We start from the raw sequence: 13,665 nt of genomic DNA on the forward strand, positions 1-13,665 counted from the left end.
GTATCCGTTTCTACACCGCGAAAGCAATCATTCATTCAACATTGATGTCGACTGACACGACGCCTTCGCGAGCAAGCCCGCTCCCACATTTGTTCGGTGTCGACAACCAATTTGCGGCATCCCCAGCTTGTCAGTTCGCCCCCCGAACGCCACACTAGCGGTCATGAAAAACGTCAGCCCCAGCTACCTCAAGCATCAATTCCTGATCGCCATGCCGCACATGGCCGACCCGAACTTTGCGCACACCTTGACCTACATCGTCGAGCACACGGCCAATGGCGCCATGGGGCTGGTGGTCAACCGTCCGCAAGATCTGAACCTGGCCGATATCCTTGAGCAATTGCGCCCGGAAATCGAACCGCCAGCGCTCTGCCAGCATGTGCCGATCTTCATCGGTGGCCCGGTGCAGACCGATCGCGGTTTCGTCCTTCACCCCAAGGGTCAGAGCTTCCAGGCGACCGTTGATCTGGAAGACGAATTGGCCCTGTCGACTTCCCAGGACGTACTGTTCGCCATCGCTGACGGCGTCGGCCCGGCGAAAAGCCTGATTGCCCTCGGCTATGCTGGCTGGGAAGCCGGGCAACTGGAGGCCGAACTGGCGCAGAACGCCTGGCTGAACTGCCCGTTTGACGCCGACATCCTGTTCAACACCAGCAGCGAACTGCGTCTGGAAGCGGCGGCCAGGCACCTGGGCGTCAACCTCAGCCTGTTGACCAGCCAGGCGGGGCACGCCTGATGGCCCTGAAACTGATTCTGGGGTTTGACTACGGCACCAAACAGATCGGCGTTGCGGTCGGCCAGGTGATTACCGGCCAGGCCCGTGAACTGTGCACCCTGAAAGCACAGAACGGCATTCCCGACTGGAACCAGGTCGAAGCCCTCATCAAAGAGTGGAAGCCCGATGCCGTAGTGGTCGGTCTGCCGTTGAACATGGACGGTACGCCCAGTGAGATGTGCGCTCGCGCGGAAAAGTTCGCCCGACGCCTGAACGGCCGCTTCAACCTGCCCTTCTATACCCACGATGAACGCCTGACCACCTTCGAGGCCAAGGGCGAACGCCTGGCTCGTGGCGGCCAGAAAGGCAGTTACCGCGACAACCCGGTCGATGCCATCGCCGCCGCCCTGCTGCTGCAAGGCTGGCTCGACGAAAATACCGCACTGTTTGAATCCTGAAGAGCCGCTGTGCGTCTCTCTTAGCTACAACCCGAGCCACTTCCCCCACAGGCTGGCTCGGGCCCAAGAAGGAGCAACCATGAGCCTGCCCAATCCCGCCGAACTGATCAGCCAGATGGCGACCCGACTTGACGCCTATCTGGTCAAACGGGGCATCAGCGACCCGCGCTTCATCGGCATCCGTACTGGCGGCGTCTGGGTGGCCCAGGCCCTGCTCAAGGAGCTGGGCAGCAATGAGCCCCTCGGCACCCTCGACGTGTCCTTTTACCGCGACGATTTCAGCCAGAACGGTCTGCACCCGCAGGTTCGCCCTTCGGCGCTGCCGTTCGAGATCGAAGGCCAGCACCTGGTGTTGATCGACGACGTGCTGATGAGCGGCCGGACCATCCGCGCCGCCATGAACGAGTTGTTCGACTACGGCCGCCCGGCCAGCGTGACGCTGGTGTGCATGCTGGACCTGGACGCCGGCGAACTGCCGATACGCCCGAACGTGGTTGGCGCGACCCTGTCGCTGGCCGCCCACGAACGGGTGAAGCTGTCCGGTCCGGAGCTCGCGCTCGAACTGCAAGACCTCGCCCTTTAATTCGCCCTATTGAGAGTCCCCCTTGCGATGACGCCTCTAGAAACCAAGCGCCCGCTGCAGCTCAATGATCAGGGCCAGCTGCGCCACTTCCTCTCGCTCGACGGTTTGCGCCGTGAGCTGTTGACGGAAATCCTCGACACCGCCGACTCCTTTCTTGAGGTCGGTGCCCGGGCCGTGAAGAAAGTCCCGCTGCTGCGCGGCAAGACCGTGTGCAATGTGTTCTTCGAGAACTCGACCCGTACCCGCACCACCTTCGAACTGGCGGCCCAGCGGTTGTCGGCGGACGTGATCACCCTCAACGTGTCGACATCGTCGGCGAGCAAGGGCGAAACCCTGCTCGATACCCTGCGCAACCTGGAAGCCATGGCCGCCGACATGTTCGTCGTGCGTCACGGCGATTCCGGTGCCGCGCACTTCATCGCCGAACATGTCTGCCCGCAAGTGGCGATCATCAACGGTGGCGACGGTCGTCACGCGCACCCGACCCAGGGCATGCTCGACATGCTGACCATCCGCCGGCACAAGGGCGGGTTCGAAAACCTGTCGGTGGCCATCGTCGGCGACATCCTGCACTCGCGGGTCGCGCGCTCGAACATGCTGGCCCTGAAAACCCTCGGTTGCCCGGACATCCGCGTGATTGCGCCGAAAACCCTGCTGCCGATCGGCATCGAGCAATACGGCGTGAAGGTCTACACCGACATGACCGAAGGCCTGAAAGACGTGGATGTGGTGATCATGTTGCGCCTGCAGCGTGAACGCATGACCGGCGGCCTGTTGCCGAGCGAGGGCGAGTTCTACCGCCTGTTCGGCCTGACCACCGCGCGCCTGGCCGGCGCCAAGCCCGATGCCATCGTGATGCACCCGGGGCCTATCAACCGTGGCGTGGAAATCGAATCGGCGGTGGCCGACGGCCCGCACTCGGTGATCCTCAACCAGGTGACCTACGGGATCGCCATTCGTATGGCGGTACTGTCCATGGCCATGAGCGGGCAGACCGCGCAACGCCAATTCGAGCAGGAGAACGCCCAGTGAAGCTCAGCATTCTCGGTGCCCGCGTGATCGATCCGGCCAGCGGCCTGGATCAAGTAACCGATATCCACATTGAAGCCTGCAAAATCGTCGCCCTTGGCGCGGCGCCAGCCGGTTTTGTCGCCGTCGACACGATCGACGCCAAAGGCCTGGTGGCCGCTCCCGGCCTGGTCGACCTCAACGTTGCCCTGCGCGAGCCGGGTTACAGCCGCAAAGGCTCGATTGTCAGCGAAACCCGCGCGGCGGCGGCTGGCGGCGTGACCAGCCTGTGCTGCCCGCCGAAGACAAAACCGGTGCTGGACACCTCGGCGGTGGCCGAACTGATCCTCGACCGTGCCCGCGAGGCCGGCAACACCAAAGTCTTCCCGATTGGTGCCCTGAGCAAAGGTCTGGACGGTGAACAGCTGGCTGAACTCGTGGCACTGCGCGATGCCGGTTGCGTGGCCTTCGGCAACGGCCTGGAGAGTTTCCGCAACACCCGCACCCTGTGCCGGGCGCTGGACTACGCCGCGACTTTCGACCTGACGGTGATTTTCAACTCCCAGGATCACGACCTGGCCGAAGGTGGCCTGGCTCACGAAGGCCCGACCGCCAGCTTCCTGGGCTTGCCGGGCATTCCGGAAAGCGCCGAAACCGTCGCCCTGGCCCGGGATCTGTTGCTGGTTGAACAAACCGGCGTGCGCGCGCACTTCAGCCAGCTGACCAGCGCAAGGGGCGTGGAGCTGATCGCCCAGGCCCAGGCCCGGGGCCTGAAAGTGACCGCGGATGTCGCTTTGTACCAGTTGATCCTGACCGACGAAGCCCTGATCGGCTTCAGCAGCCTGTACCACGTCCAGCCGCCGCTACGCACCCGCGCCGACCGCGAAGGCCTGCGCGCAGCAGTGAAATCCGGCGTGATCTCGGCCATCTCCAGTCATCACCAACCCCATGAGCGTGACGCCAAACTGGCACCGTTCGGCGCAACCGAGCCGGGCATCAGCAGTGTTGAACTGCTATTGCCGCTGGCAATGACCCTGGTCGAAGACGGCTTGCTGGACTTGCCGACGTTGCTCAAGCGCCTGAGCGCCGGCCCTGCCGAAGCCTTGCGCCTGCCGGCAGGCAAACTGGCGGTGGGTGGCGCGGCGGACATCGTGCTGTTCGACCCGGCGGCCTCGACCGTGGCGGGTGAAAGCTGGCTGTCCAAGGGCGAAAACTGCCCGTTCATTGGCCACAGCCTGCCGGGTGTGGTGCGTTACACCCTGGTGGATGGACGGATCAGCCACCAGGCTTGAGACTGTGGCGAGGGAGCTTGCTCCCGCTGGGCTGCGCAGCAGACCTGTTTTGGGGTCGCTTCGCGACCCAACGGGAGCAAGCTCCCTCGCCACAACTGACTAAAAGGCGCCGCGACTCTGCGCGTTACGCACAGAAACCTGGTCATTCAACGTCCAGAAGTCATACAACACCCCGAGAAAGAACAACCCGCCCGTCAGCAGGTACAGCAACCCGCTGATCCATTTCCCCTGATACATCCGGTGCACGCCAAACACCCCGAGAAACGTCAGCAGGATCCACGCCACGTTGTATTCGATCGGGCCCGCGGCAAACCGCAAGTCAGCCTCGCGATCCATCGCCGGGATCAGGAAAAGGTCGATCAGCCAACCGATCCCCAGCAAGCCGAAGGTGAAGAACCAGATCGTCCCGGTCACCGGCTTGCCGTAATAGAAGCGGTGAGCGCCGGTAAAACCGAAAATCCACAGCAGGTAGCCGATCACTTTGCTGTGGGTGTCTTGCTGCTGGACAGCCTGTTGATAGGGGTTCATGAATGACCTCGATTCACACGATAGATAAATATTCTTTAATTCTTTGTGACTTTTTTACAGGCACCCGACGTATGGCAAATGCTACCTTCACGCCTGTCAAAGCCTTGTAACACAAGACTCCTGTCCGACAATTGCGCCATTTTGCCGCTTTTTTGCCACCATTGTCCCCCAGGTTGAATCGACCAACGGCCTCGGAAGCGGCAAAAAAGCTGTTATAAAGTTGCGCGCTAACTTATTAAGAGCCTTGCCTAATGCGTTCATTTTTCAAGACATGGCTAACCATTTGCCTTTTGATGCCACTGGCCGCCCACGCCACCAATCGTGAGCAACGTCTTCCAAACGTTAATGGTTACACCCCAAAATCCCATGCCTCTGCTCCTTCGAGCAAAGACAAGAAATCCGCTAAATATGCTCCAAGCCTGGCCAACAGCAAAAGCGGCCTGGTTCCACCGATGGGCACCAAGGAAAGCAGCGACGTGCTGAGCCGCGCCGTGAATGTCCTTGGCACTCCTTATCGTTGGGGCGGCAGCAGCCCTAGCAAAGGCTTCGATTGCAGCGGTCTGGTGAAATACGCGTTCAACGACGCCACGTTCGACCTGCCACGCACCTCCAACGCCATGGCCAGCGGTCATGGGGAGAAAGTCGATCGCGACGACCTCAAGCCGGGCGACCTGATTTTCTTCAACATCAAGAGCCGCCGGGTCAATCACGTCGCCATTTACCTGGGCAACGACCGTTTCATCCACGCGCCACGTCGCGGCAAGTCGGTGTCCATCGACACCCTGAAGAAACCGTACTGGGAAAACCACTACGTGGTTGCCAAGCGGGTTCTGCCGAAAGAACAGAATGCGTTGCGGGTTGTTCAGCGCTGATTGGCTTCACCCTCATCTAAAGTCGGGCAATTGTGGCGAGGGAGCTTGCTCCCGCTGGAGTGCATAGCGCTCCCGGTTTTTTGGGGCTGCTTCGCAACCCAACGGGAGCAAGCTCCCTCGCCACAGGTAGCATTGCAATCCTCAGAAGTTATCCGGTGACCGCGCCTTCTCCCGCGCATGGTCACGACTGACCAACCCCTTGGTCACCAGGTCCTTCAAGCTCATATCCAGCGTCTGCATCCCCAACGACCCTCCCGACTGAATCGCCGAGTACATCTGCGCCACCTTGTCCTCGCGGATCAGGTTCCGGATCGCCGATGTCCCCAGCATGATCTCGTGGGCCGCGATGCGTCCGCCGCCGATTTTCTTCACCAGGGTCTGGGACACCACCGCCAGCAGCGACTCGGAAAGCATCGAGCGCACCATCGACTTCTCGTCCCCCGGAAACACGTCGATCACCCGGTCGATGGTTTTCGCCGCCGACGTGGTGTGCAGCGTGCCGAATACCAGATGGCCGGTTTCGGCGGCGGTCAACGCCAGGCGAATGGTCTCCAGGTCGCGCATCTCCCCCACGAGGATCACATCCGGGTCTTCCCGCAGCGCCGAACGCAAGGCGGTGGCGAAACTACGGGTATCACGATGGACTTCACGCTGATTGATCAGGCATTTGCGCGACTCGTGAACGAACTCGATGGGGTCTTCGATGGTGAGGATGTGGTGATGACGATGGGTATTGAGGTAATCGATCATCGCCGCCAGCGTGGTGGACTTGCCGGAACCGGTCGGGCCGGTCACCAGCACCAGGCCACGGGGAGCGTCGGTCATCTTGCGGAACACATCGCCCATGCCCAGCTCGTCCATGCTCTGCACTTTCGCCGCAATGGTGCGAAACACCGCACCCGCTCCACGGTTCTGGGTGAACACATTGACCCGAAAGCGCGCCACGCCGGGCACTTCAAAGGAAAAGTCGGTTTCCAGATGCTTTTCGAAATCCACTCGCTGGGCGTCATTCATGATGGCATGTATCAGCGACCGCACCTGTTGGTGATCCAGGGCCGGCAGATTGATGCGCCGCACATCACCGTCGACGCGAATCATCGGCGGCAGGCCGGCGGACAGGTGCAGGTCGGATGCCCCCTGCCTGGCGCTGAATGCCAGCAGCTCAGTGATATCCATAGCGCCTCTCAATTCCAGTAGAATGCCGCGAACCTTCAGACCGCTGGCGCCTCTTGATGTCCACCATAGCAGACAACATTCTTCAGGTTAGTTCGCGCATACATGCCGCAACACGTGCCGCGAACCGCGCCGAAAACAGCGTCCGGTTGCTGGCGGTGAGCAAGACCAAACCCGCTCAGGACCTGCGTGAAGCCTACGCCGCCGGCCTGCACGACTTTGGCGAGAACTACCTGCAGGAAGCGCTGGGCAAGCAAGTCGAACTGGCCGACCTGCCCTTGATCTGGCACTTTATCGGACCCATTCAATCGAACAAGACTCGTGCTATCGCCGAGCACTTCGACTGGGTGCATTCCGTGGATCGTCTGAAAATCGCACAACGCCTGTCCGAACAGCGTCCCGCCGATCTGCCGCCCCTGAACATCTGCATTCAGGTCAATGTCAGCGGTGAAGCCAGCAAGTCCGGCTGCTCCCCGGCCGACCTGCCGGCTCTGGCCAACGCCATCTGCGCCCTGCCGCGCCTGAAACTGCGCGGGTTGATGGCAATCCCCGAGCCGACTGAAGATCGCGCTGCCCAGGATGCCGCTTTCGCTACCGTGCAAAGCCTGCAAGCCAGCCTGAACCTGCCGCTCGACACACTTTCCATGGGCATGAGCCACGACCTCGAGTCAGCCATTGCCCAGGGTGCCACTTGGGTCCGTATCGGTACGGCCCTGTTTGGTGCCCGCGACTACGGCCAGTCTTGAAAATGGCTGACACCTCTCTTTATAAGGACCTGACATGAGCAAGACGTGTATTGCCTTTATCGGTGCCGGCAACATGGCGGCCAGCCTGATCGGTGGCCTGCGGGCCAAGGGCCTGGAAGCGGCGCAGATCCGCGCCAGCGACCCGGGCGAAGAAACCCGCGCCCGTGTGAGCGCTGAACACGGCATCGAAACCTTCGCCGACAACGCCCAGGCCATCGACGGTGCCGACGTTGTCGTCCTGGCGGTCAAGCCGCAGGCGATGAAAGCCGTGTGCGAAGCCCTGCGCCCAAGCCTTAAACCCAATCAACTGGTGGTGTCGATTGCCGCAGGCATCACCTGTGCCAGCATGAACAACTGGCTCGGCGCCCAGCCAATCGTGCGCTGCATGCCCAACACCCCGGCGCTGGTGCGTCAGGGCGCGAGCGGCCTGTTCGCTACCGCCGAAGTGTCAGCCGAGCAGCGTCAGCAGGCCCAGGAGCTGCTGTCCGCGGTCGGCATCGCCCTTTGGCTGAATGAAGAGCAGCAACTGGATGCCGTCACCGCCGTTTCCGGCTCGGGCCCGGCGTATTTCTTCCTGCTGATCGAAGCCATGACCGCCGCCGGCGTGAAACTCGGCCTGCCGGCGGACATCGCCGCGCAACTGACCTTGCAGACCGCCCTGGGCGCCGCGCACATGGCGGTCTCCAGCGACGTCGACGCGGCCGAGCTGCGCCGCCGTGTCACCTCCCCTGCGGGCACCACCGAAGCTGCAATCAAGTCGTTCCAGGCCAATGACTTTGAAGCCCTGGTCGAAAAAGCACTCGGCGCTGCCGCGCATCGCTCGGCCGAGATGGCCGAACAACTGGGTCAATAAGGAGCTTTTCATGATTGGATTGAACACCGCAGCGGTCTACGTGCTGCAAACCCTCGGCAGCCTGTACCTGCTGATCGTGCTGATGCGCTTCGTGCTGCAACTGGTGCGGGCGAACTTCTACAACCCGATCTGCCAGTTCATCGTCAAGGCCACCCAGCCTCTGCTCAAGCCGCTGCGCCGGATCATCCCGAGCGTGTTCGGCCTGGACATGTCCTCGCTGGTGCTGGCGATCCTGGTACAACTGGCACTGATGGCCCTGACCCTGCTGCTGACCTACGGCACCACCGGCAATCCGCTGCAACTGCTGATCTGGTCGATCATCGGTGTGACCGCGCTATTCCTGAATATCTTCTTCTTTGCCCTGATCATCAGTGTGATCCTGTCCTGGGTCGCACCGGGCAGCCATAACCCGGGCGCCGAACTGGTGAACGACGTCTGCGAGCCGGCCCTGGCGCCGTTCCGCAAGTTCCTGCCGAACCTGGGCGGGCTTGATCTCTCGCCGATCTTTGCGTTCCTGGCGATCAAACTGTTCGACATGCTGGTGATCAACAACCTCGCCGCCTTGACCATGATGCCGGAAATCCTCCGCGTGTTGATCTGACCCGGTGAGCTGGTTTCGCTGGGACGGTGACGACCTGATTCTGGAGTGTCACCTGCAACCGGCAGCCCGCAGTGATGATTTCTGCGGGCTGCACGGTGATCGCCTGAAGATCCGCCTGACCGCGCCGCCGGTCGAGGGCAAGGCCAACGCCTATCTGATGGCGTTTCTGGCCAAGGCGTTTGGCGTGTCCAAGAGCCAGGTCAGCCTGATCAGTGGCGAGTTGAACCGGCAGAAGCGGGTGCGCATTTGCTCGCCGAAGAAGTTGCCGGACTTACCTGATCTGGTGCGTCCGGCAGGCTGACCGCGTCATCGTTCATCGCGAGCAAGCTCGCTCCCACATGGACCGCATCAATCCTGTGGGAGCGAGCCTGCTCGCGAATGGCGCACCTCGATCTTATTGAATGAAATCAGGCCCGGCCTTTGCTTGCCGCTAACCCCAGCGGTCTTTAGACTTACGCCTCATTTCAATGAGAGCAGGGTCGATGCCAGCTGCCTTTCCCCCCGATTCTGTTGGTCTGGTGACGCCGCAAGTGGCGCACTTCAGCGAACCCCTGGCGTTGGCCTGTGGACGTTCGCTCCCGGCCTATGACCTGATCTACGAAACCTACGGCACGCTCAACGCCACGGCGAGCAACGCCGTGCTGATCTGCCACGCCTTGTCCGGCCACCACCACGCCGCCGGCTACCACAGCGCCGACGACCGCAAACCCGGTTGGTGGGACAGCTGCATCGGCCCCGGCAAGCCGATCGACACCAGCAAGTTCTTCGTGGTCAGCCTGAACAATCTCGGCGGCTGCAACGGTTCCACCGGCCCGAGCAGCATCAACCCGGACACCGGCAAGCCGTTCGGCGCCGATTTCCCGGTGTTGACCGTCGAGGATTGGGTGCACAGCCAGGCACGCCTGGCCGATCGCCTCGGTATCGCCCAGTTCGCGGCCGTGATCGGCGGCAGCCTCGGCGGCATGCAGGCGATGCAATGGAGCATCACCTACCCCGACCGCATTCGTCACTGCCTGGCCATCGCCTCGGCGCCCAAGCTGTCGGCACAGAACATCGCGTTCAACGAAGTGGCGCGCCAGGCGATCCTCACCGACCCGGAATTCCACGGCGGTTCGTTTCAGGAACACAACGTGATCCCCAAGCGCGGCCTGATGCTGGCGCGGATGGTCGGGCACATCACCTACCTGTCCGACGATTCCATGGGCGAGAAATTCGGCCGCGGGCTCAAGAGCGAGAAGCTCAACTACGACTTCCACAGCGTCGAGTTCCAGGTGGAAAGCTACCTGCGCTATCAGGGTGAAGAGTTCTCCGGGCGCTTCGACGCCAACACTTACCTGTTGATGACCAAGGCGCTCGATTACTTCGATCCGGCGGCGAACTTCGACGATAACCTGGCGAAAACCTTTGAAGGTGCCAAGGCCAAGTTCTGCGTAATGTCGTTCACCACCGACTGGCGCTTCTCCCCTGCCCGCTCGCGGGAACTGGTGGACGCACTGATGGCCGCGCGCAAAGACGTCTGCTACCTAGAGATCGACGCTCCGCAAGGCCACGACGCCTTCCTGATTCCGATCCCGCGCTACCTGCAGGCATTCGGCAATTACATGAACCGCATTACGTTGTGAGAAAGCCATGAGAGCTGATCTGGAAATCATCCAGGAATGGATCCCCGCCGGCAGCCGCGTGCTCGACCTCGGGTGCGGCGATGGCGAACTGCTGACCTGGCTGCGCGACAACAAGCAAGTCACCGGTTATGGCCTGGAAAACGACGCCGACAACATCGCCGAGTGCGTGGCCAAGGGCATCAACGTCATCGAACAGGACCTGGACAAGGGCCTGGGCAACTTTGCCAGCAACAGTTTCGATGTCGTGGTCATGACCCAGGCGCTGCAAGCGGTGCACTACCCGGACAGGATCCTCGAGGAAATGCTGCGCGTCGGCCGCCAGTGCATCATCACTTTCCCGAATTTCGGTCACTGGCGCTGCCGCTGGTACCTGGCGAGCAAGGGCCGCATGCCGGTGTCCGAGTTCCTGCCGTACACCTGGTACAACACGCCGAACATCCACTTCTGCACCTTCGCGGACTTTGAAGCCTTGTGTCGCGAACGTGAAGCGAAGGTCATTGATCGGCTTGCCGTGGATCAACAGCATCGGCACGGGTGGGCCAGTAAGCTATGGCCTAATCTGTTAGGTGAGATCGGAATCTACCGCGTCAGCAGCCCGGGACTTGCCGAGCACAAGGTCGCAGTCTGATCCACCCTATTTCAAGGAGAACGATCATGGGTCGTCTAGCGTTGTTTCTACTCACTGCCTGCCTGAGCGTCACCGCCATGGCCGCCGACGCCATCAAGAGCGAACGCAAGGAAACCTTCGGCGACGTGACGGTGCACTACAACACCTTCAACTCCACCTACCTGCTACCGGACGTTGCCAAGGCCGCCCAGCTGACGCGCAGCAAGGATCAGGGCGTGATCAACATTACGGTGATCAAGGACGGCACGCCGATGACGGCCGAGGTCAGCGGCACCGTCAAAGACCTGACCAGCCAAAGCTACACACTGAACTTCAAACAAGTCACCGAGCAAGGAGCGATCTACTACATCGCCCAATACCCGGTACCACAGCAGGAAGTCCGCACCTTCGCCATCAAGGTGCAGACCGGCGACAAGATCAACACCATCAATTTCAACCAAGAGCTCTTCCCTGGCCAATGATCAACTTCACGCAACTCGTACTGGCCAGCCATAACGCCGGCAAACTCAAGGAACTCCAGGCCATGCTCGGCGAGTCGGTGCATCTGCGCTCGATTGGCGAGTTCAGCAGCGTCGAGCCTGAAGAAACCGGCTTGTCGTTCGTCGAGAACGCCATCCTCAAGGCCCGCAATGCCGCGCGCATCTCCGGCCTGCCGGCGCTGGCCGACGATTCCGGGCTGGCGGTGGATTTCCTTGGTGGTGCGCCGGGCATCTACTCGGCGCGTTATGCCGATGGCAAGGGCGATGCGGCGAACAACGCCAAGTTGCTCGACGTATTGAAAGACGTGCCTGAAGCCGAACGTGGCGCACAGTTCGTGTGCGTACTGGCACTGGTGCGCCACGCCGATGATCCATTGCCGATCCTCTGCGAAGGTTTGTGGCACGGGCGAATCCTGACCCAGGCCAGCGGCGAACACGGTTTCGGCTACGACCCGCTGTTCTGGGTGCCGGAGCGTAATTGCTCCAGCGCCGAGCTGAGCCCGAGCGACAAGAACCAGATCAGCCACCGCGCCCGTGCAATGGATCTGCTGCGCCAGCGTCTGGGCTTGAAATGACCCGTGAATCATCCGCGTCGCCGCTGATCTTCGGCGGCGACGCTCAATCGCCTCGGGCGGCCCTGCCTGTGCTGCCGCCGCTGGCGCTGTATATCCACATCCCGTGGTGCGTGCGCAAATGCCCTTATTGCGACTTCAACTCCCACACCGCCAGCCCCGTGCTGCCGGAAGAAGAGTACGTCGACGCATTGCTGGCCGATCTCGATCAAGACCTGCACGCCGTTTACGGTCGTGAGCTGAGCTCGATTTTCTTTGGTGGCGGCACGCCAAGCCTGTTCAGCGCTGATTCGCTGGGTCGCTTGCTCAAAGGCGTCGAACAGCGCATTCCCTTTGCCAGCGACATCGAAATCACGCTGGAAGCCAATCCGGGGACGTTCGAGCAAGACAAGTTCGTGGCGTACCGGAAGCTGGGGATCAATCGCCTTTCGATCGGCATCCAGAGCTTTCAGCAAGAAAAACTCGAGGCCCTGGGGCGGATCCACAACGGCGACGAAGCCGTACGCGCCGCCGGCATGGCGCGGCAAGCCGGGTTCGACAACTTCAACCTGGACTTGATGCATGGCTTGCCGAACCAGTCCCTGGACGATGCCTTGGCGGACCTGCGCACAGCCATCGCCCTGAAACCGACACACCTGTCGTGGTATCAACTGACCCTGGAACCGAACACGGTGTTCTGGAACCAGCCGCCGACGCTGCCGGAAGACGACACGCTGTGGGACATTCAGGAAGCCGGGCAAGCACTGCTGGCCAAACATGGTTACGCGCAATACGAAGTCTCGGCCTATGCCCTGCCCGGACGCCCGGCGCGCCACAACCTCAATTACTGGAGTTTTGGCGACTTCATTGGCATCGGCGCCGGCGCCCATGGCAAGCTCAGCCATCCGGACGGGCGCATCATTCGCACTTGGAAAACCCGCCTGCCGAAGGACTACCTGAATCCGGCAAAAAGCTTCAAGGCTGGCGAGAAAGCGCTGGGCAACGATGAAATGCCGTTCGAATTCCTGATGAACGCGCTGCGCCTGACTGAAGGCGTCGAATCGCGACTGTACCCGGAACGTACCGGCATGACGCTGGAAAGCCTTGCTGAAGGCCGCCGTGAAGCCGAACAAAGCGGTCTGTTGCAGGTCGAACCGTCACGTCTGGTCGCCACCGAGCGCGGACAACTCTTCCTCAACGACTTGCTGCAGAAATTTCTGACATAAGGAAATCGAATGGATTTGGTACTCGACCTGCTTGCCACCGTGTCTCGCTGGAGCCGCAGCAACCTCTCGGAAATCGCCCTGGCCCTGGTGGGCTGCCTGCTGGTGCTGTTCGGTGCGGATTTCAAAGGCTGGGTCGAGCAGCGCCTGGGCAGCATCGCCGGCGCCTTGCGCGTGCCGCTGATGTCCCTGCTGTGCATGATCGGCAGCGGCGCGGCACTGATCTACGCCACGCCCTGGGTCGTGCGCGGCTTGAGCCAGTTCAACAACTACAGCCTGGCGCCGGTGTTGCTGGTGGTGCTGGTACTCATCGGCGTCGTAGCCGACCGCCGC

General features: G+C 61.5%; 18 protein-coding genes. 16 read left to right on the plus strand and 2 right to left on the minus strand.

All coding sequences use genetic code 11. The annotated features are described in order from the left end of the window. Positions 1-163: 163 nt before the first annotated feature. The 5 genes from PMI34_RS24095 (at position 164) to PMI34_RS24075 (ending at position 4,056) form a co-directional block, all read left to right on the plus strand. Positions 164-736: a YqgE/AlgH family protein gene (locus PMI34_RS24095; RefSeq protein ID WP_008046447.1), complete on the plus strand. Its 573-nt coding sequence runs from the start codon at positions 164-166 to the stop codon at positions 734-736. Further along, positions 736-1,173 (plus strand): Holliday junction resolvase RuvX, encoded by a 438-nt coding sequence (gene ruvX / locus PMI34_RS24090; RefSeq protein WP_008046448.1) that lies wholly within the window; start codon positions 736-738, stop codon positions 1,171-1,173. Before PMI34_RS24095 ends, ruvX begins: the two co-directional genes overlap by 1 nt. A gap of 79 nt (positions 1,174-1,252) precedes the next feature. Then, positions 1,253-1,756, plus strand: a complete 504-nt coding sequence (pyrR, locus tag PMI34_RS24085; RefSeq protein WP_008046450.1) for a bifunctional pyr operon transcriptional regulator/uracil phosphoribosyltransferase PyrR — start codon at positions 1,253-1,255, stop codon at positions 1,754-1,756. Between the two features lie 27 nt (positions 1,757-1,783). Next, a complete protein-coding gene (locus PMI34_RS24080) occupies positions 1,784-2,788 on the plus strand; it encodes an aspartate carbamoyltransferase catalytic subunit (protein ID WP_007939362.1) in 1,005 nt (334 codons plus the stop codon). Next, positions 2,785-4,056, plus strand: a complete 1,272-nt coding sequence (locus PMI34_RS24075; protein WP_008046452.1) for a dihydroorotase — start codon at positions 2,785-2,787, stop codon at positions 4,054-4,056. Before PMI34_RS24080 ends, PMI34_RS24075 begins: the two co-directional genes overlap by 4 nt. Positions 4,057-4,155: 99 nt before the next feature. On the opposite strand, the gene PMI34_RS24070 is transcribed toward PMI34_RS24075, so the two are convergent. After that, positions 4,156-4,584: an NINE protein gene (locus PMI34_RS24070; RefSeq protein WP_008046454.1), complete on the minus strand. Its 429-nt coding sequence runs from the start codon at positions 4,582-4,584 to the stop codon at positions 4,156-4,158. A 251-nt stretch (positions 4,585-4,835) separates the two neighbouring features. On the opposite strand from PMI34_RS24070, the gene PMI34_RS24065 reads away from it, so the two are divergent. Continuing rightward, positions 4,836-5,456, plus strand: coding sequence for a C40 family peptidase (locus tag PMI34_RS24065; RefSeq protein ID WP_008046455.1), 621 nt, complete (start codon positions 4,836-4,838; stop codon positions 5,454-5,456). Positions 5,457-5,597: 141 nt separating this feature from the next. Here the strand turns inward: PMI34_RS24065 and PMI34_RS24060 are convergent, their stop codons facing one another. Further along, a complete protein-coding gene (locus tag PMI34_RS24060; protein WP_008046457.1) occupies positions 5,598-6,632 on the minus strand; it encodes a type IV pilus twitching motility protein PilT in 1,035 nt (344 codons plus the stop codon). A gap of 56 nt (positions 6,633-6,688) precedes the next feature. On the opposite strand from PMI34_RS24060, the gene PMI34_RS24055 reads away from it, so the two are divergent. From PMI34_RS24055 to PMI34_RS24010, 10 genes are all read left to right on the plus strand, one after another. Beyond that, positions 6,689-7,375, plus strand: coding sequence for a YggS family pyridoxal phosphate-dependent enzyme (locus tag PMI34_RS24055; RefSeq protein ID WP_008046464.1), 687 nt, complete (start codon positions 6,689-6,691; stop codon positions 7,373-7,375). 34 nt (positions 7,376-7,409) lie between these two features. After that, positions 7,410-8,228, plus strand: a complete 819-nt coding sequence (proC, locus tag PMI34_RS24050; RefSeq protein ID WP_008046466.1) for a pyrroline-5-carboxylate reductase — start codon at positions 7,410-7,412, stop codon at positions 8,226-8,228. 10 nt (positions 8,229-8,238) lie between these two features. Next, positions 8,239-8,829 carry a YggT family protein gene (locus PMI34_RS24045; protein WP_008046475.1) on the plus strand — a complete coding sequence of 197 codons (591 nt, stop codon included), beginning with the start codon at positions 8,239-8,241 and terminating at the stop codon, positions 8,827-8,829. A 4-nt stretch (positions 8,830-8,833) separates the two neighbouring features. Continuing rightward, entirely contained in the window at positions 8,834-9,130 is a 297-nt protein-coding gene (locus tag PMI34_RS24040) for a DUF167 domain-containing protein (RefSeq protein ID WP_008046477.1), read from the plus strand. 181 nt (positions 9,131-9,311) lie between these two features. Next, the gene (metX, locus tag PMI34_RS24035; protein ID WP_008046479.1) at positions 9,312-10,451 is read left to right on the plus strand and encodes a homoserine O-succinyltransferase MetX; all 1,140 of its coding nucleotides are present in this window, start codon (positions 9,312-9,314) and stop codon (positions 10,449-10,451) included. A 7-nt stretch (positions 10,452-10,458) separates the two neighbouring features. Further along, complete coding sequence (metW, locus tag PMI34_RS24030; RefSeq protein ID WP_008046481.1) at positions 10,459-11,079, plus strand: methionine biosynthesis protein MetW; 621 nt, start codon at positions 10,459-10,461, stop codon at positions 11,077-11,079. Positions 11,080-11,105: 26 nt separating this feature from the next. After that, positions 11,106-11,540 carry a DUF4426 domain-containing protein gene (locus tag PMI34_RS24025; RefSeq protein WP_008046483.1) on the plus strand — a complete coding sequence of 145 codons (435 nt, stop codon included), beginning with the start codon at positions 11,106-11,108 and terminating at the stop codon, positions 11,538-11,540. Further along, positions 11,537-12,133, plus strand: coding sequence for an RdgB/HAM1 family non-canonical purine NTP pyrophosphatase (rdgB, locus tag PMI34_RS24020; RefSeq protein WP_008046485.1), 597 nt, complete (start codon positions 11,537-11,539; stop codon positions 12,131-12,133). The genes PMI34_RS24025 and rdgB overlap by 4 nt, the downstream gene beginning before the upstream one ends. Further along, the gene (gene hemW / locus PMI34_RS24015; protein ID WP_008046493.1) at positions 12,130-13,335 is read left to right on the plus strand and encodes a radical SAM family heme chaperone HemW; all 1,206 of its coding nucleotides are present in this window, start codon (positions 12,130-12,132) and stop codon (positions 13,333-13,335) included. Before rdgB ends, hemW begins: the two co-directional genes overlap by 4 nt. 9 nt (positions 13,336-13,344) lie before the next feature. Next, positions 13,345-13,665 (plus strand): DUF3392 domain-containing protein (locus PMI34_RS24010; RefSeq protein WP_007987827.1); only part of this gene is annotated, 321 nt, incomplete at its 3' end.

The organism is Pseudomonas sp. GM74 (assembly GCF_000282455.1).
Taxonomy (GTDB): Bacteria; Pseudomonadota; Gammaproteobacteria; order Pseudomonadales; family Pseudomonadaceae; genus Aquipseudomonas.